The organism is Paractinoplanes ferrugineus (genome assembly GCF_016862195.1).
GTDB lineage: Bacteria > Actinomycetota > Actinomycetes > Mycobacteriales > Micromonosporaceae > Actinoplanes > Actinoplanes ferrugineus.
In genome coordinates this window covers 1-24411 of the sequence record NZ_BOMM01000007.1, presented here as the reverse complement: position 1 = coordinate 24411, position 24411 = coordinate 1, and the positions used below count along the sequence as shown (strand labels likewise).

General features: G+C 69.7%; 23 protein-coding genes. 9 read left to right on the top strand and 14 right to left on the bottom strand.

Annotation, left to right across the window (positions count from 1 at the left end):
- Positions 1-88 precede the first annotated feature (88 nt).
- Positions 89-1063 carry an LLM class F420-dependent oxidoreductase gene (locus Afe05nite_RS05050; protein WP_203815802.1) on the top strand — a complete coding sequence of 325 codons (975 nt, stop codon included), beginning with the start codon at positions 89-91 and terminating at the stop codon, positions 1061-1063.
- Positions 1064-1238: 175 nt separating this feature from the next.
- On the opposite strand, the gene Afe05nite_RS05045 is transcribed toward Afe05nite_RS05050, so the two are convergent.
- A complete protein-coding gene (locus Afe05nite_RS05045) occupies positions 1239-1835 on the bottom strand; it encodes a PadR family transcriptional regulator (RefSeq protein WP_203815783.1) in 597 nt (198 codons plus the stop codon).
- Positions 1836-1959: 124 nt separating this feature from the next.
- Here Afe05nite_RS05045 and Afe05nite_RS05040 point away from each other — a divergent pair, with 124 nt between their 5' ends.
- Complete coding sequence (locus tag Afe05nite_RS05040) at positions 1960-2799, top strand: GNAT family N-acetyltransferase (protein ID WP_203815782.1); 840 nt, start codon at positions 1960-1962, stop codon at positions 2797-2799.
- Between the two features lie 7 nt (positions 2800-2806).
- Here the strand turns inward: Afe05nite_RS05040 and ispG are convergent, their stop codons facing one another.
- From ispG to dxr, 3 genes are read right to left on the bottom strand one after another with little or no spacing between them, the layout of a single operon-like run.
- Complete coding sequence (ispG, locus tag Afe05nite_RS05035; RefSeq protein ID WP_203815781.1) at positions 2807-3970, bottom strand: flavodoxin-dependent (E)-4-hydroxy-3-methylbut-2-enyl-diphosphate synthase; 1164 nt, start codon at positions 3968-3970, stop codon at positions 2807-2809.
- 7 nt (positions 3971-3977) lie between these two features.
- Positions 3978-5246, bottom strand: coding sequence for a M50 family metallopeptidase (locus Afe05nite_RS05030; protein WP_203815780.1), 1269 nt, complete (start codon positions 5244-5246; stop codon positions 3978-3980).
- The gene (dxr, locus tag Afe05nite_RS05025) at positions 5246-6445 is read right to left on the bottom strand and encodes a 1-deoxy-D-xylulose-5-phosphate reductoisomerase (RefSeq protein ID WP_203815779.1); all 1200 of its coding nucleotides are present in this window, start codon (positions 6443-6445) and stop codon (positions 5246-5248) included. The genes Afe05nite_RS05030 and dxr overlap by 1 nt, the downstream gene beginning before the upstream one ends.
- Before the next feature lie 44 nt (positions 6446-6489).
- Here dxr and Afe05nite_RS05020 point away from each other — a divergent pair, with 44 nt between their 5' ends.
- Together Afe05nite_RS05020 and Afe05nite_RS05015 are read left to right on the top strand one after the other, a co-directional pair.
- Entirely contained in the window at positions 6490-7326 is an 837-nt protein-coding gene (locus tag Afe05nite_RS05020; RefSeq protein WP_203815778.1) for a YhjD/YihY/BrkB family envelope integrity protein, read from the top strand.
- Between the two features lie 73 nt (positions 7327-7399).
- Entirely contained in the window at positions 7400-8995 is a 1596-nt protein-coding gene (locus Afe05nite_RS05015; RefSeq protein ID WP_203815777.1) for a phytoene desaturase family protein, read from the top strand.
- A gap of 83 nt (positions 8996-9078) precedes the next feature.
- Here Afe05nite_RS05015 and Afe05nite_RS05010 read toward each other — a convergent pair whose 3' ends face one another.
- Positions 9079-10635: a Rieske 2Fe-2S domain-containing protein gene (locus Afe05nite_RS05010; protein ID WP_203815776.1), complete on the bottom strand. Its 1557-nt coding sequence runs from the start codon at positions 10633-10635 to the stop codon at positions 9079-9081.
- 124 nt (positions 10636-10759) lie between these two features.
- Between Afe05nite_RS05010 and Afe05nite_RS05005 the strand changes: the two genes are divergently transcribed.
- Entirely contained in the window at positions 10760-10993 is a 234-nt protein-coding gene (locus Afe05nite_RS05005) for a DUF2631 domain-containing protein (RefSeq protein WP_203815775.1), read from the top strand.
- A gap of 64 nt (positions 10994-11057) precedes the next feature.
- On the opposite strand, the gene Afe05nite_RS05000 is transcribed toward Afe05nite_RS05005, so the two are convergent.
- The 8 genes from Afe05nite_RS05000 to Afe05nite_RS04965 form a co-directional block, all read right to left on the bottom strand.
- Positions 11058-12146 carry a DivIVA domain-containing protein gene (locus Afe05nite_RS05000; protein WP_203815774.1) on the bottom strand — a complete coding sequence of 363 codons (1089 nt, stop codon included), beginning with the start codon at positions 12144-12146 and terminating at the stop codon, positions 11058-11060.
- A gap of 37 nt (positions 12147-12183) precedes the next feature.
- Positions 12184-13359, bottom strand: coding sequence for a dual-specificity RNA methyltransferase RlmN (gene rlmN / locus Afe05nite_RS04995; protein ID WP_203815773.1), 1176 nt, complete (start codon positions 13357-13359; stop codon positions 12184-12186).
- A 38-nt stretch (positions 13360-13397) separates the two neighbouring features.
- On the bottom strand, positions 13398-14381 hold the full coding sequence (locus Afe05nite_RS04990; protein ID WP_203815772.1) for a phosphatidate cytidylyltransferase: 984 nt from the start codon (positions 14379-14381) through the stop codon (positions 13398-13400).
- Complete coding sequence (frr, locus tag Afe05nite_RS04985; protein ID WP_203815771.1) at positions 14381-14938, bottom strand: ribosome recycling factor; 558 nt, start codon at positions 14936-14938, stop codon at positions 14381-14383. Before frr ends, Afe05nite_RS04990 begins: the two co-directional genes overlap by 1 nt.
- A gap of 47 nt (positions 14939-14985) precedes the next feature.
- On the bottom strand, positions 14986-15747 hold the full coding sequence (gene pyrH, locus Afe05nite_RS04980) for a UMP kinase (RefSeq protein WP_203815770.1): 762 nt from the start codon (positions 15745-15747) through the stop codon (positions 14986-14988).
- A 100-nt stretch (positions 15748-15847) separates the two neighbouring features.
- Positions 15848-16684 (bottom strand): translation elongation factor Ts, encoded by an 837-nt coding sequence (gene tsf / locus Afe05nite_RS04975; protein ID WP_203815769.1) that lies wholly within the window; start codon positions 16682-16684, stop codon positions 15848-15850.
- Positions 16685-16717: 33 nt separating this feature from the next.
- The gene (rpsB, locus tag Afe05nite_RS04970) at positions 16718-17650 is read right to left on the bottom strand and encodes a 30S ribosomal protein S2 (RefSeq protein WP_203815768.1); all 933 of its coding nucleotides are present in this window, start codon (positions 17648-17650) and stop codon (positions 16718-16720) included.
- 218 nt (positions 17651-17868) lie between these two features.
- A complete protein-coding gene (locus Afe05nite_RS04965; protein WP_203815767.1) occupies positions 17869-18444 on the bottom strand; it encodes a hypothetical protein in 576 nt (191 codons plus the stop codon).
- Between the two features lie 145 nt (positions 18445-18589).
- Between Afe05nite_RS04965 and Afe05nite_RS04960 the strand changes: the two genes are divergently transcribed.
- From Afe05nite_RS04960 to Afe05nite_RS04950, 3 genes are read left to right on the top strand one after another with little or no spacing between them, the layout of a single operon-like run.
- A complete protein-coding gene (locus Afe05nite_RS04960) occupies positions 18590-18949 on the top strand; it encodes a YraN family protein (protein ID WP_203815766.1) in 360 nt (119 codons plus the stop codon).
- On the top strand, positions 18949-20481 hold the full coding sequence (locus Afe05nite_RS04955) for a YifB family Mg chelatase-like AAA ATPase (RefSeq protein WP_203815765.1): 1533 nt from the start codon (positions 18949-18951) through the stop codon (positions 20479-20481). Before Afe05nite_RS04960 ends, Afe05nite_RS04955 begins: the two co-directional genes overlap by 1 nt.
- The gene (locus Afe05nite_RS04950; protein ID WP_239117562.1) at positions 20465-21799 is read left to right on the top strand and encodes a DNA-processing protein DprA; all 1335 of its coding nucleotides are present in this window, start codon (positions 20465-20467) and stop codon (positions 21797-21799) included. Before Afe05nite_RS04955 ends, Afe05nite_RS04950 begins: the two co-directional genes overlap by 17 nt.
- Before the next feature lie 42 nt (positions 21800-21841).
- On the opposite strand, the gene Afe05nite_RS04945 is transcribed toward Afe05nite_RS04950, so the two are convergent.
- Positions 21842-22027: a hypothetical protein gene (locus Afe05nite_RS04945; protein WP_051115563.1), complete on the bottom strand. Its 186-nt coding sequence runs from the start codon at positions 22025-22027 to the stop codon at positions 21842-21844.
- Positions 22028-23985: 1958 nt separating this feature from the next.
- Here Afe05nite_RS04945 and Afe05nite_RS04940 point away from each other — a divergent pair.
- The gene (locus Afe05nite_RS04940; protein WP_203815764.1) at positions 23986-24237 is read left to right on the top strand and encodes a hypothetical protein; all 252 of its coding nucleotides are present in this window, start codon (positions 23986-23988) and stop codon (positions 24235-24237) included.
- Positions 24238-24411 lie beyond the last annotated feature (174 nt).

Below are 24411 nucleotides of genomic sequence, written 5' to 3'. Positions count from 1 at the left end.
ATACTCGTGGGAGAGATGTATTCCACCCTCCGGTGGTGGACCTCACGGCCCGCCAGGCAGGATCAGGCGCATGTCGATGCGATGGGGCATGACCGTGCCGCTCAGCGGCGTTGCGCTGGCCGAGCACCAGGCCGTCTTCCAGGCCCTCACCGAAGCGGGCTTCACCGACCTGTGGTCGTCCGAGGTGAACGGGGCGGACGCGTTCACCCCCCTGGCCCTGGCCGCGGCCTGGACCCCGGGGATGCGCCTGGGCACCGCCATCGCACCCGTCTACACCCGAGGCCCCGGCCTGCTGGCGATGACCGCCGCGGCGATGGCCGACGCCGCCCCCGGCCGGTTCCAGCTCGGCATCGGCGCGTCCTCCCCCGTGGTGGTGGGCGACTGGAACGCGGTCGACTTCACCGAGCCGTACGCCCGCAGCCGTGACGTCCTGCGCTTCCTCAAAGCGGCCCTGGCCGGCGAAGTGGTCGACCACGAATACGACACGTTCACCCTGCGCCGCTTCAGGCTGGAGCGCCCGCCCGCGACGCCGCCGCCGGTTCTGCTGGCCGCCTTGCGCCCCCGGATGCTGCGCCTGGCCGCGGCCGAGGCCGACGGGGTGATCCTGAACTGGCTCGCCGCCGGTGACGTGCCGACAGCGCTGGCCGAGACCAAGTCGGCGGGTCCCGAGTTCGAGGTGGCCGCCCGGATCTTCGTGTGCCCGACCGAGGACGCCGGCTACGCCCGGAACGTGGGCCGCCGGCTGATCGCCGCCTACCTGACTGTGCCCGCCTACGCCGCGTTCCATCGCTGGCTGGGCCGCACCGAGATGCTGACCCCGATGTGGCAGGCCTGGTCCACCGGCGATCGCAAGGGCGCCCTGGCCGCCATCCCGGACAGCCTGGTCGACGACTTGATCGTGCACGGCTCCCCGGCCGAGTGCCGCGCCAAGGTCCGGTCGTACGCCGCCGCCGGGATCACCGTTCCGGTGATGGCCCTGCTGCCCACCCCGGCCCTGGAGTCGGGCGGCGCCCCCACCTTGATCAAGACCCTGACCGAGCTCGGCTCGCCGACCCTGAACTGAGCCTCGGGTTCGCCTCGGGTTCGCCTCGGCCGGAAGCGCGCGACGGCCCGGTGCGGCACGAAGCCGGCCGGTAGGCCCGGTTCGGCCATGGTGCGGTCGGGTGCGGTGCGACCGCGTACTCAACAAAAAGCGAAGGCGCACTCCGGAGAGTGCGCCTTCGCGGGTCGTGTCGTCGTCACTCGGCGTCGGCGAGGATCGCGTAGAGCTTGCGCTTGGTCTCGTTGAGCACCTCGAGCGCTTTCTGGCGCTGCTCCGGGGTGCCGCTGAAACCGACCTGGCGCAGGGCGCTCATGATCCCCACCGCCGCGTCGCGAAAGTCCTGGACCTGCGACATCGTGTCGTCACCGATGCTCGCCCAGGGCGGGTTCTGCGCGGCCGTCTCGGCTTCCGGACGGCCCGCGTCGGTCAGGTGGTAGCTCTTGCGACCGCCGGCCGCCTCGGGCTCGATCAGGCCCTCGTCCTCGAGGAGCTGGAGGGTCGGGTAGACCGAGCCGGGGCTGGGACGCCAGATGCCGTTGGTGCGTGAATCGAGCTCCTGGATCATCTCGTAGCCGTGCATCGGCCGCTCGAGCAACAGTGCGAGCACTGCCGGTCGGACATTGAAGCCTCGGCCCCGCCCGCCCCGTCGAGGGCCGCGTTGCCCGGGGCCGCCGAACGGTCCGCCTGGACCGAAATCCGGACCGCCCGGGCCGAACGGGAAACCGCCGGGGAAACCGAAGCCGCCGCGCATGCGACGACCGTGACCGTGCTGCTCTTCTCCGTGGAACCTCATGACTATCTCCGTTCTGTTGTCGATAGCTTGACGATATATCGGCAACGCATCGGCTGCAAGGGATTCTTCCGCGGAGCGGGTTGCGGCACGTGTCAGGCGGCCCACATCTGGCAATGTGATACCTGTGCTGACGGTGCCCATTCGCCAGCTCGGGGAGTCCGAGCGTGCGGCGGTCGATCGAATCCTCGACCGCGACCCCTACGCGGGCGCGCAGATCGCCGAGCGGGTCGCCGCCCACGGCCTGAACTGGTGGCGTTCCGACGGCCGCGTCTTCGGCTACGGGCCGGGCCGGCGGGTCGAGTCGATCATCTGGTCCGGCGCCCATCTGGTGCCGGTCGGCACGACGCCGGCGGCCACCGCGGCCTTCGCCGACATGCTCGGCTCCGAGGCCCGCATCTGCTCGTCGATCATCGGACGGTCGGAAGCCGTGCTCGATCTCTGGGACCGCCTCGGCGGCTACTGGGGGCGGGCTCGCGACGTGCGGCCCAACCAGCCACTGATGGTCGCCGACCGGGAACCGCTCATCGCGCCCGACCCGGAGGTGCGGCTGGTGCGGCCGAGCGAGGTCGACGCGCTGTTCCCCGCGGCGGTGGCGATGTACACCGAGGAGGTCGGGGTCTCGCCGCTGCTCGACGACGGCGGGCGCGGCTACCGCCGGCGCATCACCGAGCTGGTCAAGGGCAAGCGGGCATACGCGCGCTTCGTCGGCGATCGGGTGATCTTCAAGGCGGAACTCGCCATCGTCACCAACCGCACGACCCAGGTGCAGGGTGTGTGGGTCGACCCGGAGTTCCGCGGGCGGGGCCTGGCCGCACCCGCGATGGCCACCGTGGTGCACGACGCCCTCCGGCGCGTGTCCCCCTCGGTCAGCCTCTATGTCAACGACTACAACGTGGCCGCACGTCACGTCTATGCGAAGTGCGGCTTCGTCTCGGCAGGTTCGTTCGCGACCGTGCTGTTCTAGGTGTGCTTCAGTGCACCGTGACCTGAGGACCGGAGAGCAGCTCCTCGGGTAGCTCGGCACCCATCTCCTCGGCCAGCCGCAGGGCTTCCTCGACAAGCGTCTCCACGATGATCGACTCGGGCACGGTCTTGATGACCTGACCCTTGACGAAGATCTGACCCTTGCCGTTGCCGGAGGCGACACCCAGGTCGGCCTCACGCGCCTCGCCCGGACCGTTCACGACGCAGCCCATGACCGCGACCCGCAGCGGGACCGGCAGGTCCGCCAGGGCCGCGGTGACGCGCTCGGCGAGCGTGTAGACGTCCACCTGGGCGCGACCGCAGGAGGGGCAGGAGACGATCTCAAGACCGCGCTCGCGAAGGCCCAGCGACTCGAGGATGGCGTTGCCGACCTTGATCTCCTCGACCGGCGGGGCGGACAGCGAAACCCGGATGGTGTCGCCGATGCCCTCGGCGAGCAGGGCGCCGAACGCGACCGAACTCTTGATCGTGCCCTGGAACGTCGGGCCGGCCTCGGTGACACCCAGGTGCAGCGGGTAGTCGCACTGCTCGGCCAGTTGGCGGTAGGCGCGGATCATCACGACCGGGTCGTTGTGCTTGACCGAGATCTTGATGTCGCGGAAGCCGTGCTCCTCGAACAGCGAGCACTCCCACAGCGCCGACTCGACAAGCGCCTCGGCGGTGGCCTTGCCGTATTTCTCCAGCAGCCGCTTGTCGAGGCTGCCGGCATTGACGCCGATCCGGATCGGGATGCCGGCGTCGCCCGCCGCCTTCGCGATCTCCTTGACCTTGTCGTCGAACTGGCGGATGTTGCCCGGGTTGACCCGGACCGCCGCGCAGCCCGCGTCGATCGCGGCGAACACGTATTTGGGCTGGAAGTGGATGTCGGCGATCACCGGGATCTGCGACTTCCGGGCGATCGCGGGCAGCGCCTCGACGTCGTCCTGCGACGGCACGGCCACCCGGACGATCTGGCAGCCCGAGGCGGTGAGCTCGGCGATCTGTTGCAGGGTCTTGTTGATGTCGGAGGTCAGCGTGGTCGTCATCGACTGCACACTGACCGGGGCGCCACCGCCCACCGGAACATTGCCGACCATGATCTGCCGGCTCTTGCGCCGGGGTGCCAGCGGCGGCGGGGGGACAGCGGGCATACCGAGACTGATTGCGGTCACTTTTGCATCACCTATTGAAGATCTGGATCGGGTTGACGATGTCGGCGGTGATCGTCAATAAGGTAAACGCTCCGCCGATGAGAATGACCGCGTATGTGACCGGCATCAGCTTGTAGTAATCGACACGTCCCGGGTCGGGCCGGCGCAGCCGGGCGTAGAGCCACGACCGGGCTCTCTCGAACCAGGCGACCGCGATGTGCCCGCCGTCGACCGGGAGCAGCGGCAACAGGTTGAAGATGCCGATGAAGATGTTCAGCGAGATGAAGATGTTGAAGAACAGCTCCGGTACGCCGTGCTCGATGGCCTCGCCGCCGAGCCGGCTGGCACCGACCACGCTGATCGGGGTGTCCGGGTCACGCTCGTTGCCGGTGAGCGAGTGCCACAGGGCGGGCACCTTCTCCGGGATGCGGCCGAGCGCCTTGAACGTGTTCTCGACGAGGAACCAGCTGTAATCGGCGGTCGCCGGGACAGCATCGGCCGCGTTGTATTTGATCATGCTCGGGACGCTCGACGTGTCCCAGGCGATGCCCGCGACGGCCACGCTGGCGAGCGCCCCGTCGTCCTCGGTGATCGGTTTGCGGTTGCCCATCCGGAGGTCGACCGAGGCGGTCTTGGTCACGCCCTCGTGCTGGTACTCGAACTCGACCTGGCCGGCCTGGCGGCTGCGGATCGCGTCGGTCAGCTGGCCGTAGTTGGCGACCGCGACGCCGCCGACCTTGGTCACCAGGTCACCGTTACGCAGACCGGCGGCGTAGGCCGGGCCCGCGAACGCGGTGTCGGCGCCGGGGGTGCAGGTCGCGTTGACGTCGGTCGGGATGCTGGCCCAGGTGCATTCGGCCACCGTGACGTACGGCTTCTGCTGCAACTGGGCGTCGCTGGTCTGCGGGTACGACGTGTTGGGCAGGCCGAGGGTGAACGCGACCACCCAGGCCGCGGCAACCGCCAGCATGAAGTGGGTGATCGAGCCGGCGGCCATCACGATCGTCCGCTTCCAGACCGGGAAGCGCCACATCGCGCGCGGCTGGTCCGCCGGCTCGACGTCGTCGTCCTGCGGCGTCATGCCGACGATCTTGCAGAAGCCGCCGAGCGGGATGGCCTTGAGGCCGTACTCCGTCTCGCCGCGCTGGAACGAGAAGATGGTCGGGCCGAAGCCGACGAAGTATTTCGTCACCTTCATGCCGAAATACTTGGCGGTCAGCAGGTGGCCGAATTCGTGCAGGCTCACCGAGATCAGGATGGTCAGGGCGAAGGCCGCCACTCCCAGCCAGTACAGCATCAGGCTCCTTCGGCCGAAGTAGAGATCATCCGCTGTGCCTGGGCACGGGCCCATGCCTCGGCGGCAAGCACCTCCTCGACGGTACCCGGCTCGGCAAAGTCGGGGGCCGCCTCGAGGACGCGTTCCAGTGTGTCGACGATGCCCAGAAAAGGTAGCCGACCGGCGACGAAGGCGGCCACACACTCCTCGTTGGCGGCGTTGAAGATCGCCGGGCGGCAGTGCCCGGCCCGGCCCGCGTCCTTGGCCAGCCGCACCGCCGGGAACGCCTCGTCGTCGAGCGGTCGCAGCTCCCAGTTGTGCGCCTCGCGCCAGTCGACCGGTTTCGCCGCCATCGGCACCCGCTCCGGCCAGGCGAGGGCCAGCGCGATCGGCAGCCGCATGTCGGGTGGACTGGCCTGCGCCAGCGTCGAGCCGTCGGTGAACTCGACCATCGAGTGGATCACCGACTGCGGGTGCACCATCACCTCGATGTCGTCGTAGGCCACGCCGAACAACTCGTGCGCCTCGATCACCTCGAGGCCCTTGTTGACCAGGGTGGCCGTGTTGATCGTGACCACTGGCCCCATGTCCCAGGTGGGGTGCTTGAGCGCGTCCTCGGGCGTGACGTCGGTCAGTTCCTCCCGCCGCCGGCCGCGGAACGCGCCGCCGCTCGCGGTCAGGATGAGCTTGGCCACCTCGGCCGCCGCCCCGCCCCGCAGGCACTGGGCGAGCGCCGAATGCTCGGAGTCGACCGGCACGATCTGCCCCGGCTTGGCGATGCGGCGCACCAGCGGCCCACCGGCGACCAGGGACTCCTTGTTGGCCAGGGCGAGGATGCGGCCCGACTCGAGGGCGGCCAGCGTGGGCCCGAGCCCGAGGCTGCCGACCACGCCGTTGAGCACGACGTCGCAGGGCTCCCTCGCCAGCTGGGTCATCGCCTCCGGCCCGGCCACGATCCGCGGGATCTTGAAGTCGCCGGTCGCCCAGCCCCGCTTCTGCGCCTCGGCGTAGAAGGCCAGTTGCAGATCCTGCACGACACTCGACCGTGCCACACCCACCACGTCCACCCGCAGTTCGAGTGCCTGCGCCGCGAGCAGTTCCACGTTGCCACCGCCGGCCCCGAGCGCGACGACCCGGAACCGATCGGGGTTACGCCGCACGATGTCGATGGCCTGAGTGCCGATGGACCCGGTGGAGCCGAGCAGTACGAGGTCGCGCATGCCGTCATCTTCCCGGACGCCCGCCACCGGTCGACCGCTGGGCTATGTGCAGATCCGGTGCGGATCGGGGTAAGAGCAAAAGCGTGTGGCGAACCCTGGAGAAAGTGTTCCGCCCGCTCCGTGGGCGGGATCTCGCGCTCCGGGCGGCCGCGGTGACGTTCTATGCCGGAATCGCGGTGGTCCCGGTCTCGCTGCTGGCCATCTGGATCACCGGCCACGTGACCGGGGCGGAGCGGGTCCGCCGGCTCACCGGGCAGACCATCGCGGCGCTTCCCGATGCCATCGGCGCACCCCGGGCGCTGTCCGCGCTGATCGAGGCCGGGCTTCACCTCAGCCCGTCGATGGCGCTCGCCGGGCTGCTGCCGGCCACGCTCTACGGCGAAGGCCTGCGACGCGCCTTCGTCTCGCTGCGCGAGCCGGAGAAGGACACCGCGGTCGGCTGGAAGGGCCGAGTGCTCTGGCTGCCGCTTCTCGCGGCAGCGCCGGCCTTGCTGCTGGCGATTTTCCTCGCGCTTCCGACGACCAGTTCCCTCTGGGTACGGGGTGGGTGGTACGCCGTACTCGGCGTGATCCTGTCCTTCCTCGCGTCGTGGCTGGTGCTGACCCCGGTCGTGATCTGGGTCTACCGCTACATCGCACCGGGCCGCCCCGATTGGCTCGTCACGGTGCTCATCGGCTCGTTCACGGCCGCCAACCTGGCCGGTTTCCTGCACGGCTTCGTGCTGTTCTGCTCACTGCCGCTCGACCTGGGCCTGCCGTTCGGCGGTTACGACCAGATCGGTGGCATGGTCGCCATCGGGCTCTGGCTCTACCTCTTCCACGTCATCCTGCTCACCGGTTACGTCGCCACCCGCACCGTGTCGGCCGCACGCCACGCTTGAGCGACTCTGCGCTACTTTTCGCATACGAAACGCTGAAGCGCCAATACATGCCGGCGCGCTACGCTCGCTCGTCATGACCCCCTACCCCGCACACGCCGACGTCGTGATCATCGGCGCCGGCCACAACGGCCTCGTCTCCGCGATTCTGCTGGCCCGAGCCGGCCTCGATGTCGTCGTGCTGGAGTCGGCCGGTGTGCTGGGTGGGGCCACCCGCACCGAACGGCCCTTCGCCAAGGTGCCCGGACTCGGCCAGTCCACCGGGTCCTACCTCCTCGGCCTGATGCCGCCCGAGCTCCTGCGCACGCTCGACGTCGACATCCCGGTGCTGCGCCGCGACCCGCACTACTTCCTGCCGACCCCGGGCCCGGCCGGCTCGCCGTACCTCCTGTTCGGCAGCGACCGCGACGCCACCCGGGCGCAGATGGAACGCTTCTTCTCGCCCCGCGACATCGCCGCCGACGAGCAGATGGCGGTCGAGATCGCGGCCCTGCGCGCCGACCTGGCACCGGCCTGGCTCGACGAGCCCGGCACCGTCGAAGAGATCGCCGACCGGCACATCCGCCCCCAGCTCCAAAGCACCTTCATCGACCTGGTGCGCGGCTCCGTGGCGGACTACCTCGCCCGGTTCGGCTTCAAGAGCGAACTGCTGATGAGCATGTACGCGGTGACCGACGGCCTCTCCGGACTCAACGCCGGCCCCGACGACCCGGGCACGGGACACAACTTCCTCGTACACAACATGTGCCGCCTCCCCGGAGCCGACGGCACCTGGATGATCGCCCAGGGCGGCATGGGCACGGTGTCCCGCACCTTCGCCGACGCGGCCCGCGCGGCCGGCGCCAAACTGTTCACCGACGCCCGGGTCACCGGCGTGACCATCGACGGCGGCGCGGCCGGCGGAGTCGTCCTGGCCGACGGCCGATCCATCTCGGCCCGGGTCGTGCTCGGCTCCTGCGACCCCTACCAGCTGATGAGCCTCGTGCCGGCCGGCGTCCTGCCGACCGCCCTGACCGCGCACATGGAGTCGGTACGCCGCCCCGGCACCACCCTGAAGGTCAACCTGGCCCTGCGCGACCTGCCCGACTTCGCCTGTCTGCCGGCCGGCGCACCGTCCCCGTTCGGCTCGACGATCCACCTGCTGCCCGGTTCCGCGGGCCTGGCCGGTGCCGACGACCGGGAATCCCCGATGGCGGCCCTGCGCGCCATGTGGGCCGACGTGCAGGCCGGCCGCCTGCCTGCGGAGCCCACCATCGAGTGGTACGTGCACACCACGGTCGACCCGTCGCTCCAGGACCCCGCCGGACACCACTCGTCCGCCCTGTTCGTGCAGTCGGTGCCCTACTCCCTCGACGGCACCACGTGGTCCGAAGCACTGCCCGACTACGTGCGGCACCTGCTCTCGATCTGCGACCGCTACGCACCCGGCACCTCCGACCTGGTCGCCGACATGATGCCGCTCACCCCGCCCGGCATCGAAGAGCACTTCGGCATCACCGGCGGCCACATCCACCACGTCGACAACACGGTCGCCTTCAACGAGCGCATGCCCTACTTCACCGGTGTCGACGGCCTCTACGCAGGCTCCGCCGGCACCCACCCCGCCGGCAGCGTGATCGGCGCCGCCGGCCACAACGTAGCCAACCGCATCCTGACCGACCTGGGCCGCTGACGCCCCCGTTCAGCCCGGCCGGGCAGCGTGATCAGCGCCACCGTTGTCCGGTCGTCGCGCTGCCGGGCGCGGTCGAGTTCGACTCAGGCTTCGGTCTTCTCGGCACGGATCTTGTGGCCGACGCTCGTCAGGCAGCGACCGCTGGGTAGGTCGAACTTCCAGCCGTGCAGTTGGCAGGTGAGGGTGTTGCCGTCGACGATGCCGAAACGGCTCAGGTCGGCTTTGAGGTGGGGGCAGCGACGCTGGACGGTCCAATCGCCCAGCTGGGTGTCCTCCGCCTCGACCGCCTTCTCGTGCTCGTCGTACCAGCCCTCGGCGTATTGCAGGCGCTCCTCGGAGAGGCACTTGAAGAAGGCGTAGACGAACTCGTTGTACTGGCCGATCCGGGCCGCGGAGAAGCGGCAGCTCAGGAACAGCGAGTTGACCCAGTCGCCCTCGTCGATGTAGATCAGGTGCTCGATCAGGGCGCGACCGGTCTTGAAGCGGTAGCGGACCTTCTCGTCGACGTAGGGGCGCACCTGCTTGCCGGGGAAGTCGACGACGATCGACTCGATGATGTTGCCGGTGGGGCCGTCGGTGTCGGTCAGGTCGAAGCGGACCGGGCCGCCGACGCCCTGCGCCATGTAGATGCTTTCCTCGAGCAGCGGTTCGATGCGCTTCTTCAGCTCGCCCAGGACGTCGATCTCGGGGTGGCGCCAGGAAGCCTTCTCGGCGGCGATGACCGGGGCCTTGCGCTCCCGCATCTCCTCGAGGTGCTGCTTCTTGTTCTTGAAGAACTCGTCGACCGGCGTGGGGTGGCTCGTCGTCGCCTCGGCGCCGGACAGCTCGGTCACCGAGCCCGGCAGCAGCACGATGGCGTTGTCACCGCCGACCTTCGCGTATTCCTCGAGGAAGACCGACTGGTCGGGGAAGATGTTGCCCTCGTCGCCGAAGATGTCGTTGAACTGCCACAGTTCGTCGTCGAGGAAGCACGGCGGGCCGGCGATCGGGAAGACGTGGTCAGCCTTCAGGTCGTCGATGTAACGCCAGGTGCGGTCGAACTGGCGGTCGCGTTTCTGCTTACCGAACGCGGTCTTGGCGTTCTCCGGCAGCTCGTAGACCATCGGGTACCAGATCGCGCCGGAGAACTGCAGCATGTGCGCGTGCACGTGACCCAGGTCGTTGAAGATCTGCAGGTCGGTGGGCCGGGCGTCGTTCTGGTTGAGCACCCGGATGCCGTCGTGCTCGACCCACAGCGAGGAGTCGCCGATCGGGCCGTCGGTGGGGCTGATCAGCGCCTGGATCATCACCTTGAGGCCGCCGTCGAGCTCGTGCACCTCGTTCGACCTGGTCTTGAAGAACTTGGTGAAGCCGAGGTCGCGCAGCTCGTCCTCGAGCTGGCTGGTCGGGTATTCCGGCAGCAGGACCGTGGCCTTCTTGCTGACGAAGCGCTTGAGGTGGGCCGCGTCGAAGTGGTCCCGGTGCAGGTGGGACACGTAGAGGTAGTCGCAGTCACCGAGGGTTTCCCAGTCCAGCAGGGAGTTGTCGGGGAATGGGAACCAGGACGCGAAATAGGCGGGGTTGACCCACGGGTCGCACAGAATGCTGCCGGCGGACGTGTCGATCCGCATGCTTGCGTGTCCCGTGCCCGTAATCCGCACTTTGTCTTCCTCCTCCGCCGTGACGACGACCTCGAAGGTACTCGGTCCGGGTTGGTGGGTTGCGTGCGGAGGCGCCGTGCGAGACTTGTCCCAGTGAGATCGCTTTGAGGAAGGGACATTCGGCGTGTCTGCGGAACAAGACCCGGTCTACGCTCCCGACCAGCTCAAGCCGGGCAACCGGAAATGGGCCCGGCGCGGCGCCCTCGGCTCCGCCGTCGTGATGCTGATGTTCTTCTGGGGCAACCACGAGGGCAACACGGAAAACATCTACCTCGTCGTGTTCGCGGTCGGCCTGGTCGCCGTCCTGATCGCCGACACCGTGCTGCGGCGCAACGGCCTCCGGCCGAACGACCAGTAGGTTTTCCCGCGAAGAACCGCACCGAAAAAGGCCCGCTCGCGCGGGCCTTTTCCATGTCGTCGTCTCAGCGATGCCGCAGCAGGATGTCCTTGACCTCGCGCAGCGCGGCGTCGACCTCGGCCTCGAAGTAACCGCCCGGCACCAGGCCGAACTGCAGCATGTCGAGCTCGTTCTCCGGCACCGGCATCGGGCCACGGCCGGTCATCGCCTGCAGGATGCCCTCGAACAGGCGGTCGACCTGCATCGGGTCGTAACCGCTGCCGAAGCGGCGCACCTGGAACGTGCGGCGCAGCTGGTCGACCCGGTAGAGCTCGCCACCCGGCTCGCCCATCGGCGGCGGGAGCTGCGGCTGCTGGCCGTAACCGCCACCCATCGGCGGACCGGACATCGGGGGGGCGCCGTAACCGCCCTGATCACCGTATCCCCGCGGGTCCTCCCGCTGGGGCATGCGGATCTCCGCGGTCATGTCCGTCTTGCCGTGCCGGCCGGCCTCGAAGCCGTCGAAGCCGCCGGTGTTGTCATAGCCCGGGTCGTAGCCCGGCGGCGGGCCCTGACGCTGCGGGAGTTGCTGCTGCTGCTGAGGCGGCTGACCGTACGGGTCGTCCTGGTAGCGGCCACCGTAGGGGTCACCGGTCGGCATCTGGGGCTGCGCCCGAGGCGGCATCTGCTGGGGCTGCATCCGGTCCTCGCGGATCGGCGGGGCGGGCAGGCGCTCGGTCGGGGGAGCCATCCGGCCCGCCATGCCGGCCGCGGCCGCTCCGCCCATCGCCCCGGCGCCACCCATGGCACCCGCGCCGCGGCCGGCCATGCCGCCCCCGCCGGTGTTCATGCCGCCCGCATTGATGCTGCCGGTGGTCAGACCACCGCGGAGCGAGTCACGCATCGGGTCGGGCGCACCGGGGCGACCACCCCGGTCCTCGAGCTCGGCGAGCTGCCGCTCCACCCGGTCAAGGTGCAGGTCGACCTGCCACTCGTCGTAGCCGCCGAAACGGACCCGGAAAACGACGTCGTGCACTTCCTGGGCCCCGACCGGCGCACCTGTCGATTCCCCGGCCAGCGTCGCCTCGACGCGGTCCAGGAAGCCGTCGACCTCGTCGACCTTGTAGCCGCGCCGCAGCGCACGCCGGCGGAAACGCTGCCCCTGACTCGTCACAACGTCTCCACTTCCGCTCGCTGGGATCTGTGCCCAGTCACTGTGCCACCTCCGCGTCGGCCGCGCCCCCTGCGCTCGCCTCCGAGAGCTCACCCGCAGCCAGCTGGCCGCACGCGCCATCGATCTCCCGGCCCCGGGTGTCGCGGACCGTGGTTGCCACTCCGGCCGCACGCAGCCGGTGGACGAACTCGCGCTCGACCGGTTTCGGACTCGCATCCCACTTGCTGCCCGGAGTCGGGTTCAGCGGGATGAGATTCACATGGGCCAGCTTGCCGCGCAGGAGCTTCCCCAGGAGGTCAGCGCGCCAGGGCTGGTCGTTCACGTCCCTGATCAGGGCATATTCGATTGAGATCCGGCGGCCGCTCTGCGCCGCGTAGTCGAACGCGGCGTCGAGAACCTCGGCCACCTTCCAACGCTGGTTGACGGGCACTAGCTCATCGCGCAGATCATCATCGGGGGCATGCAGGGACAGCGCAAGGGTCACGTTGAGCTGTTCCGCGATCAACCGGCGCATTGCCGGGACGAGACCCACGGTTGAGACGGTAATGTGCCGTTGCGACAGCCCCAGCCCCTCGGGAGCCGGCGCGGTCAGCCGGCGGACCGCCGCGAGCACCCGGGGATAGTTGGCCAGCGGCTCGCCCATGCCCATGAACACGACGCGGGACAACCGCGGCGGCGAGCCGGTGACCGCCCCGCTCGCGGCGACGCCGGCCAGGTAGACCACCTGGTCGACGATCTCGGCGATCGACAGGTTGCGGGTCAGGCCCTGCTGGCCGGTGGCGCAGAACGGACACGCCATGCCGCAGCCGGCCTGGCTGGAGACGCAGGCCGTGACCCGGTCCGGGTAGCCCATCAGCACGCTCTCGACGAGCGCGCCGTCGTGCAGCCGCCACAGCGTCTTGCGGGTGGCCCCGTCGTCGCAAGCCAGCTCACGCATCGGGGTGAGCAGCGTGGGCAGCAGGTCGTCGGTCAACCGGGCCCGCGACGCGGCGGGCAGGTCGGTCATCTCGTCGATGTCGCGCACCAGCCGGCCGAAGTAGTGCGTGGAGAGCTGCTTGGCGCGGAACGCGGGCTCACCGAGCTCGGTCACCGCGGCCCGGCGGGCGGCGAGGTCGAGGTCGGCCAGGTGGCGTGGGGGCATCGACGGGCGCCGCCGCGTCTGGACGGCATCGGGCTGGTCAGGGCTGATCGGGATGACCGGAAGAATCGTCATGGCGTTGTCCAGTCTCCCACGCCGCGAAAGTAGCTCCGTCATGACAGGTTCGCGGAGATCAGAGCGAAGAGCAGGTACGCGGTCGGTACCGCGAACAAGATCGAGTCGAGCCGGTCCATCACGCCGCCGTGGCCGGGCAGAAGGTTACTCATGTCCTTGACCCCGAGGTCGCGCTTGAGCATCGACTCGGCCAGGTCGCCGACCACCGCCACCACCGAGAGGACCGCGCCGAAGAGCAGACCCCAGTAGACCGGGATGTCGAGCAGGAAGTAGAGCAGCAGGGCACTGCCGAGCGCGGCCGCGCAGATCGAGCCGGCGAAACCCTCCCAGGTCTTACCGGGGCTGATCGACGGGGCCATCTTGTGCCGGCCCAGGAAGACACCGGACGCGTAGCCACCGGTGTCCGAGAGCACCACCGCGAGCAGCGTGCAGAGCACCCGCCACTTGCCGTCCTCGGTCGGATCGGGCTGCTGCAGCAGGATCGCGAAGCTGAGGAGGAACGGCACGTAGACCGCGACCATCAGGATCGCGGTGAAGTCGCGGCGGACCGCGGCGAAGCCGTCGGCGAGCCGCCAGACCAGTGCCGCGAGGATCGTCACGGCGAGGCCGATCACCAGGGAGTCGGCGCCGTCGTAGTAGGCCAGCGCGGTCATCACCGCGGAACCGGCCATCAGCGGGATGAGCGGGGCCTTGGCGCCGGTCTTGCGCAGCGCGTTGCCCATCTCCCAGGCGCCGGCGCAGGCGGCGACCACGATCACACCGATGAACGCCGGCCACCACACCAGCAGCGAGGCGAGGACCAGCAGGATGAGGCTGACGCCGACCGCGATGGCCGCGGGCAGGTTGCGGCCGGCCCGGCCCTTCGCCGGTTTGCCGGCCCGGCGCCTGCCGCGGCTCTTCTTGTCGGGTTCCGTCACGTCTCCCAGGTGCTCCGGGCGTGCCGGGTCGTCCGCGTGCCAGGCTTCCGGCGCGCTTGTCGTGTCGCCGGAGGTCTGCCCGGCACGCGGATCGAGGTAGGACATCAGACCTCGAGTAGCTCGGCTTCCTTGTGTTTGACGAGCTCGTCGACGACGGACACGTACTTGTGCGTCGTGTCGTCGAGCTCCTTCTCGGCGCGACGGCCGTCGTCCTCGCCGGTCTCGCCGTCCTTGACCAGCTTGTCCAGCTGCTCCTTGGCCTTGCGGCGGATGTTACGGATGGCCACCCGGCCCTCCTCCGCCTTGCCGCGCGCGACCTTGATCATGTCGCGGCGCCGTTCCTCGGTCATCTGCGGCAGGTGGATCCGCAGCTGGGTGCCCTCGTTGTTGGGGTTGACACCGAGGTCGGAGTCGCGGATCGCGCGTTCGATCGGGCCGAGCTGGGTCGCGTCGTACGGCTTGACGATGACCATGCGCGGCTCGGGGACGCCGACCGAGGCCATCTGCGTCACCGGCGTGGGCGCGCCGTAGTAGTCCACCAAGATCTTGGAGAACATCGCCGGAGTGGCCCGACCCGTACGGATCGCGGCGAACTCCTCCTTGGCGTGCTCGACCGCGCTCTCCATCTTCTCTTCGGCCTCGAAGAGGGTTTCGTCGATCACCGGCTCTTCTCGCCTCCTTGCTGTTTCGGTGGTGTGGGTTAAGGGGCTCAGGCGGTGATCAGCGTGCCGATCTTGTCGCCGCTGACGGCGCGGACGATCGTGTCGTCACCCTCGGCTCCGAAAACGAGCATCGGGAGCTTGTTCTCCTCGCAGAGGCTGAACGCGGCCTGGTCGGCGACGCGCAGCCCACGCTGGAGAATCTCCTGGTAGGTGGCGGTGTCGAGCTTCTGCGCCTGGGGGTCGATGCGCGGGTCGGCGGTGTAGACGCCGTCGACCCCGTTCTTGCTCATCAGCACGATGTCGGCGTGGATCTCCAGCGCGCGCTGCGCGGTGACGGTGTCGGTCGAGAAGTACGGCATGCCGGCGCCGGCGCCGAAGATCACGGCGCGGCCCTTCTCGAGGTGCCGGATGGCGCGCAGCGGGATGTACGGCTCGGCGACCTGGGCCATCGTGATCGCGGTCTGCACGCGCGTCTCGATGCCCTCCTTCTCCAGGAAGTCCTGGAGGGCGAGGCCGTTCATCACGGTGCCGAGCATGCCCATGTAGTCGGCACGGTTGCGGTCCATGCCGCGCTTCTGCAGCTCGGCGCCGCGGAAGAAGTTGCCGCCACCCACCACGATGGCGACCTGGATGCCACGGCGGATCACGGTGGCGATCTGCCGGGCGACGCCCTGCACGACGTCCGGGTCGACACCGACCGCCCCGCCCCCGAACACCTCGCCGGAGAGCTTCAACACGACCCGACGGGGTCGCAGCGACGGCGGATTCGGGTCGTCAACCGGAACTGCCTGCTCGGTCACCATCGTCATGCGGCCCGCCTTCCCTTCATAGCCCAGCAGAGACCTTATGTGACGGGGAGGCCGGGCGCAGAATCGCGTGCCCGACCTCCCTCAGCATCTGTGTTCCGACTTACTCCTGGCCGACCTCGAACCGGACGAACCGGGTGATGGTCAGACCGGCCTCGTCGGCGATCTGCTTCACGGTCTTCTTGTTGTCGACCACGGAGGACTGCTCGAGCAGGACGAAGTCCTTGAAGAAGGAGTTCACCCGGCCCTCGACGATCTTGGGCAGAGCCTTCTCCGGCTTACCCTCCTCCTTGGCGGTCTCCTCGGCGATGCGGCGCTCGGACTCGACGACCTCGGCCGGCACCTCGTCACGCTTGAGGAAGCGCGGGCGCATGGCGGCGATCTGCATCCCGACGCCACGGGCGTCGGCGTCGGCCGCCTCGTCGTCCTTGCCCTCGTACTGCACCAGGACGCCGACCTGCGGCGGCAGGTCCTGCGCCTTGCGGTGCAGGTAGACCGCGACGTTGCCGCTGTCGTCGAGGACGACGAAACGGCTCAGCACGATCTTCTCGCCGATCTTGGCGCTGTATTCCTGGATGGTGTCGGCGACGGACTTGCCGTCCGCCAGCGTCGCGGCCGACAGGGCCGCGGCGTCGGCGAGGTTGTTCTTCGCGCCGAGTTCCACCAGCTGCTGGCCGAGGGCCACGAAGTCGGGGGTCTTGGCGACGAAGTCGGTCTCGCAGTTGAGCTCGAGCAGCGCCTTCTCGAAGTGGCTCACGATGCCGTTGGCGGCGGTGCGGCCGGCGCGCTTGCCGACGTCCTTCGCACCCTTGATGCGAAGGAACTCGACGGCCTTGTCGAAGTCGCCCTCGGACTCCTCGAGCGCCTTCTTGCAGTCCATCATGCCGGCACCGGTCAGGTCGCGGAGCTTCTTGACGTCCGCAGCGGTGTAGTTAGCCATGACTCTCTCTCGATGTCGTGTCTGGCGAGGTTCTTACTCGGCAGCGACCGGCGCGGGAAGCTCGGCAGCGCCCGCCACGACCTCGTCGGCGACCGGGGTGGCCTCGGCGGTCTCGACCGTGACCGGGGCGGCCTCGGCAGCGACGGCGACCGGCTCGGCGTCGGCGGCCTTCTTCTCGGCGCCCTCGTAGAGGTCGCGCTCCCACTCGGGCAGCGGCTCGCCGGCGGCGACGGTGCCCGCCTCGGGCTTGGCGTCGGCGTCGTTGCGGTTACGGCCGGAGCGCTTGATCAGACCGTCCGCGACGGCGGCGGCGATGACCCTGGTCAGCAGCTCGGCCGAGCGGATCGCGTCGTCGTTGCCCGGGATCGGGAAGTCGACCTCGTCCGGGTCGCAGTTGGTGTCGAGCACCGCGATGACCGGGATGCCCAGCTTGCGGGCCTCGTCGACGGCGATGTGCTCCTTCTTGGTGTCCACGACCCAGATCGCCGACGGCGTCTTGGTCATGTCCCGCAGACCACCGAGGGTCTTGGTGAGCTTGGTCTTCTCGCGGAAGAGCTGGAGGGTCTCCTTCTTGGTGTAACCGGCGGCGGTGCCGCTCAGGTCACCCAGAGCCTCGAGCTCCTTCATGCGCTGCAGACGCTTGTAAACCGTCTGGAAGTTGGTGAGCATGCCGCCCAGCCAACGGTGGTTCACGAACGGCTGGCCGACCCGGGTCGCCTGCTCGGCGATGGCCTCCTGCGCCTGCTTCTTGGTGCCGACGAAGAGGATGTGACCACCCTCGGCGACGGTGTCCCGGACGTAGGCGTAGGCCTTCTCGATGTAGTCGAGCGTCTGGCGCAGGTCGATGATGTAGATGCCGTTACGCTCAGTGAAGATGAAGCGCTTCATCTTCGGGTTCCAGCGCCGGGTCTGGTGCCCGAAGTGGACACCGCTTTCCAGCAGCTGACGCATGGTCACGACGGCCATGGTTGATTGCTCCTTGTTTTCCCTGGTTGGCACGCCCACCGGCGGTGGGCGTCCTGGCGCCCGGTCGCCGGCCACAGTCGGACCCGAGAAGATCGGGACCAGGGAGGGCCGTCGCTGTCGGTCCGTTAAGAGACCTGACAGAGGGCACGCGAGGTCGACCGCGCAGGGCGGTCGCCGGGGACAAGCATACGCCAAGCCGTTTTGTTACTCCGAGTGCCTCAGGCAACCGCCAGGCCGGCGGCCACCAGCAAGATCAAACCCATTGGCAGGTACGCCGTCGGCGGGCGCCACCAGGCCTCGCGTTCGATCGTGCCGCCCTTCGCAAGGCCGAACAGGCCGACGGCGGTGAGCGTGAAGCCGAGCGTCAGCAGGACCGCCGGGACGATGCCGGCGGGAGCGGGGTTGCCTCGGAAGCCTTCGTCGATCAGCAGGCGGATTACCGGGACGGCAAGGACTATCGTGACGAAACCCAGCACGAATACCGATATCGGGCGGCGGGATCGGTAGACCACCTCCTTGGCCCTCGGCTCCGGCTGCACCGGCTCGTCGACGGGGCGGATCGTCGGATATTCCGGTCCGCGTGGCGACCTCGCATGACTTCCCGTGGTCGTGAGCGGGTCGGCCAAGGCGTACGGATTGGCCGGCGGGGCCACGGCCGGGCGCTGCTCGGGCAGCCGGAACGCGCCGGACGGCCGGGCATGCGAGCCCGTCGTCCCCGGGTCGGTCGATCGGGCGTACTGGCCTTGGCCCGGATACCAGCTGGGCTCGTCGTCGGCGTAGCGGTGTCCCTCCACGATCTCGAACGCTAGGTGACCGCCGTCACGTACGCCACCGGGAAGACATAACAGATCAGCGCAGCTACGCAGAGGTTTTCCACAGTTACGCACTGTCCACAATCGCCGTAGCGCGGCCGCCCCGAACGGGCCACGGTTCACTGCCATGACGACGGAACGACAGGCGGTCGGTGCGTACGGCGAACGGGTCGCCGCGCAACACCTGCAAGAGCAGGGACTAGTGATCCTCCACCGCAACTGGCGGTGCTCCGCGGGCGAGGTCGACCTCGTCCTGCGCGACGGCGACGACATCGTCTTCTGCGAGGTGAAGACGAGGCGCGGCACCGCGTTCGGCACTCCCGCCGAGGCGGTCGGCCATCGCAAGGTGCGCAAACTGCGCGAGCTGGCCGGGCACTGGCTCCTCGAGACCGGCCTGCACCCCCGAGACATCCGCTTCGACGTCGTCGAGGTGTTCCCCCAGCCGCGCGGCGCCACCCGGGTCGCGCACATCCGCGCGGCGTTCTGATGAGCTACGCACGAGTCCTCTGCGTCGGCCTGGTCGGGGTGACCGGCCATCTCGTGGAGGTGGAGGCCGACCTCGCGCAGGGCCTGCCCGCCGTCACACTCACCGGCCTGCCCGACGCCGCGCTCAACGAGGCCCGCGACCGGGTGCGAGCCGCCGTGGTCAACTCCGGCGAGACGTGGCCCAACCGCCGGATGACGATCAACCTGCTTCCCGCCGCGCTGCCCAAACAGGGCAGCGGCTTCGACCTGGCGATGGCCGCGGCATTGCTCGCGAGTGCGGGTTCACTGCCGGCCAAGCAGCTGGAGGGCGTGGTCGTGCTCGGCGAGTTGGGCCTGGACGGCGCGGTCCGGCCCGTCCGGGGCGTCCTGCCGATGGTCGCGGCCGCGGTCCGGGCCGGGATCACCGAGGTCATCGTCCCGCTGGCCAACGCGTGCGAGGCCGGTGTGGTGCCCGGGGTGTCCGTGCTCGCGGTCGACTCACTGCGCCGCCTCGCCCGTTTCGCCCGCGGCGACGCCGTACTGCTCGATCCGCCGCCGCCGGAACCGTTCGCCCCCACCCCCACCCTCGACCTCGCCGACGTGGCCGGTCAGGAACTCGGCCGATACGGCCTCGAGGTGGCTGCGGCCGGTGGTCACCACCTGGCCCTGTTCGGGCCGCCGGGCGCGGGCAAGACGATGCTCGCCGAGCGCCTGCCGTCGATCCTCCCCGAGCTCGACGACGCCGCTTCGCTGGAGGTCACCGCCCTCCAGTCGATCGCCGGCGTGCTACCCCCGAGCGGGCGGCTGATCCGCCGGCCGCCGTTCCAGGCACCGCATCACTCCGCGTCCACGGCCGCACTGATCGGCGGTGGTAGCGGGCTGGCCCGGCCCGGCGCGCTCTCGCTCGCCCACCGCGGCGTTCTCTTCCTCGACGAGGTCGCCGAGATCGCCCCGGCCACCCTGCAGGCTCTGCGGCAGCCGCTCGAGACCGGGCGGATCGTGCTCAGCCGGGTACGCGGCACCACCGAGTTCCCGGCTCGGGTCCAACTCGTGGCCGCGGCCAACCCCTGCCCGTGCGCTTCCCCGGCCGGGGACCACGCGTGCACCTGCCCACCCCTGGTTCGGCGTCGCTACCGGGCCAAGCTGTCCGGCCCGCTGCTCGACCGGATCGACATCCGCATCTCGCTGCATCCCGTACGAGCCGCACAACTGGTGGCCACCGGCACACCGGTCACCCCGTCGGCCGAGGTGGCCTCGCGTGTCGCTCGAGCCCGGGCCGCCGCCGCCGCCCGCTGGCGGAGCAGCGGCTGGCTGGTAAACGCCGAGGTGCCCGGCTCGGTGCTGCGCCGCCCGCCCTGGAGCCTGCCCCCGGCCGACACCGCCGACCTGCGCGCGGCGCTCGACCGCGGCCTGCTGTCAGCCCGCGGCTTCGACCGCGTCATGCGCCTGGCGTGGACCATCGCCGACCTCGACGGCCTCGACCGGCCGGGCCGGGCCGAGGTCACCGAGGCGATCCAACTACGGATGGGAGAGTCCCATGAGTACGCCGAATAGCGCACCGGGCAGTGAAGCCGACCGGGCCGCTCGGGTGGCGCTCACCTGGCTCGCCGAGCCCGGCAACCGGATGGTCTGGTCGATGGTGCAGTCCTACGGGGCGCCGGAAACCGTCGACCGGTTGATGAAGGGCTACTTCCCGGACGGAGCCGTGCAGGCGTCGGTGTTGTCCCGCATGGGGGACTTCGACCCGCACCGGATGGCCGAGGCGACCCTGGAACGGGCCGCGCGACTCGGCGCTCGCATCGTGGTGCCCGCCGACGACGAATGGCCGAGCCGGGTCGATTCGCTGTCGATCCTCGAGCTCGATACACCCGGGAAGGTGAACCAGGACGTCCGGCCGCCGCTCTGCATCTGGATCCGCGGGGCACTGCCGCTGGGCCCGACACTCGACCGCTCGGTCTCGATCGTCGGCGCACGAGCGGCCACCGGCTACGGCAAACAGGTGACCGGCGATATCGCGTACGGCCTGGCCGAGCACAACTGGACGGTGGTGTCCGGCGGCGCGTTCGGTATCGACGCCGCCGCCCACCGAGGCGCCCTCGCCGCCGGTGGGCCCACCGTGGCGGTGCTCGCGTGCGGGGTCGACCGGCCCTATCCGGCCGGCAACGCCGCGATGTTCGAGCAGATCGCCGAGACCGGGCTGCTCATCAGCGAGTGGCCGCCGTCGGCCGAGCCACTCAAACACCGATTCCTCATCCGCAACCGGGTGATCGCGGCCGCCACCGCCGGAACGGTCCTGGTCGAGGCGGCCGCCCGCAGCGGCGCCATTCAGACGATGAACCGGGTGTTCGCACTCCAGCGGCCCGCGATGATCGTGCCGGGTCCGGTGACGTCGGCCATGTCGGTCGGCTGCCACGAGTTGGCGCGCGCCCACCCCGAAGCGACCTTGGTGACCGGCCTGTCCCACGTGCTGGAGACGGTCGGCCCGATCGGCGAGTACTACGCCGAGACGCCCCGCGGCCCCGAACGCCGCCGCGACAGCCTCGACGAGGAATCGGCTCTCGTGCTCGAGGCCGTGCCGTCCCGGCGAACGGCCACACCCGAGGAGCTGTCGGCCCGCGCCGGCCTGGCCCTGCGCACGGTGTTACGCCGCCTGTCGTTGCTGGAGCTGTCCGGCCTGGTGGAACGCCGCGAGGACGGTTTCGCCCTGCCCCGGCCGCCCGCTGACCCGAGGCCCGCCCCTGACCCGCCCACCCCTGACGCTCCCGAACCCGTCTCGCCCCGACCCGACTCGCCCGGGCCCGACTCGCCCGGGCCCGACTCGACAGCCGCTGCTTCGCCCGTGGGCTCGGTGGGCCGGGAGACAGCACCGTGAGCCTCCGGGACTCCCGGGCGCCACCCGCCGGCGCTCGGCGGATCAGTCCTCGGAATCGTCCAGGTCGCGGCGGTGGACCTTCATCCACGCCTCGACGTCGTCGGTCAACCACACCTTGCCCTGCGCCAAATCGGCAAGCGGTTTGGGGAAGTCGGCTCGGCTGGTGATCTGGTACGCACGCTGCCGGCTGACCCCACCCAAGCGGATGCGGATCTCGTGCGCGCCCATGAGCCGGATCGGTTTCACTGCCACATGATCGACCGTAGGCGTGAGACTATTAGTCAATCATCAAGTTGATAGGAGACAGCTAGTCGCATGTCACCTATACTGGTCCCATGACTAGGCGTCGTCAGACCGCTCGTCCGGTCCCCCAGACACCAGCGCACAGACGCGACTGGCGCACCCTGTGGCGCCGATGCAGTTGCGGCCTGACCTCGCCTTGCGTTGATCGGGCCCTGCCCACGAAGCCCCGCCCGTTCCCGCCGCCACCCCCGCAGCCGACAAGCGTGCGGCGCGCCCTCCCGACATACGCCCAATATCTGGCGACGGTCCCGTTCCCCACCTATTGCGGCTTCGCCGTCTTCCGAGCCTTCCCCCTCCCGCCCCTCCCCCCGTCACCAGTTCCCCCGTCACCCCTCCCCCGGTCACCAATTCCCAGCGCCAACGCCGTCCCTGCCGGCCGGCATGGCGCGAAGGGCGGCCCCGGCCCCATTCCCTGCCCCGGCACAGGGCTCGGGGCCGCCCCCGACCACACAGGCCCGACCACCCCCAGTTCCAAAGAGGCAGGCGAACGCGTCGGCCAACTCGGCCCGCAAAGCTCGCGAGCCGACGCGGACGGGGCCCGGCGCGATCGTCCCGCACGTCCACCGATCGCCTACCACCACATAAATCTGACCCGCCGATAAGCCCATGCATCGCGCCCCCACCGACCACCCCTCGCGGACACAGCCACCGGGTCAGCCGCCACGGCCCGGCACTGGGGGGTACAACTGCGTCCTGGCCCCTAGCCGGGCCAGGACGCAGCCCCGGCCCGCCGACCCCCTCGCATATTGCTCAGGAGCCGGCCGGACTCGACCGCTCGGCCGAGCAAGTGAGTTCACTGAAAGGAGCCGCTGCCTACTCTCGAAGCGCGCCACCCACAGCCACACCGCTGACCCACAAAAGGCATCGCAAGCCCGTGGCAACTCAGCGAGCCGAGGCAGTCCACCGGTCGCCCTAGCCCGGGCAAGCCCACGCCGACACGGCGCACAGCTCACCTCAGTACGACTCCCAGGCCCATTCCGACGAGGCAGACTGAGCGCAGTCGCCCCGGCGCATGACGAACCGCTCAGCTCCACAGGCGCCCGAGCGAGGACGAACCGAGGCGATCACCATGCCCCGCAAGCCAACTCACCTCGGCGAGGCCAACCGTCCCGCGCACAAAGCTCGAGCAGGCCGCTCACCTCGGCACGGCGAACCGGGAAGAGGCGCCACTTCGAGCTCGGAAGCGAGCCGGAGCAGCGGACTGACTTCGAGCGAAGGCCACCCGAGGCGAGCAGGATCACCACAAACGAAGGCCACCCTGGGCGAGCACCCGGCTCGCGAGCGCCGTGCCGGCAAATCGGCTTTTCGAGGCCAGCCACTCCCCGGCACGACGAACTGAGACGAACCACCTGCCTCGGCAAGCACAGCCCGCTTTGACGAGGCTCACTGCGGCCAACCGCTTCTCGATACGCCGAGCCATGGACGAACCACTCAACTCGCAGGGGACTGGAGGCGATCTCAGGCGAGGTGAGACCAGCCGTCCACTGCCTCGGCGCGGTGAACTGCCTACGTCGGTGAAGCCGACCGAGGCGACGCTCCACCTCTGGCCGGAGGAGGGGTAGAGCTCGGGCCGATGGCAGAGATCCTCCTCGGGCCGGAGGGCGATAGCCGCCTTCGATCGGGGCCCGGTCCACACCGCAGCGGAGTATGCGACGGGGCGAGGACGGCCAAGCACGTGGCGGGGCAACGCATACGGCTGGGGGGCCGAACGACGGCTGGACTCTGGCGGCCCTGCCGCGTCCACGAGCGGACGGCAAGGTTGGCGGGGCCGTCGATCGCCGCGGTTCATGCGGCTGAACTACTCGGGCCGTGAGCTAACTGCAACTGACGACTTACCGCGGCCAGGTTTTGCGCAGCCGAGGCGGCGGGCGAATGGGGAACCGATGACAACCATGGTCAAGAGCGCCGAGCACCTCTGCAATCGACCCTCCTGGAACTGCCGCGTCTGCGGTCGACCGTGGCCCTGCGCCAACGCACGGGCCAACATGCTGGCGGAGTTCCGGACCTTTCCTACCGTGCTGGCCATCTACTTGTCCGCGCAGATGTACGACGCGCTCGGCGACATACAGGCCCGCGGCGAGCCAGCACCGCCAGACCTTTACGAACGTTTCGTCTCCTGGGCGCGCCCCGACTAGCCACGACCTGCCGAACTAACGGCCCCGCACAGCACTCACCCGCGCTGCCGCACGACCGCCCGACCGCCCCACCGGGCCGCCCGACCGGGCCGCCCGACCGGGCCGCCCGACCGGGCCGCACGACCACAGCCGCGCAGCCACAGCCGCACCACCACCGCCGCACAGCCACAGCCG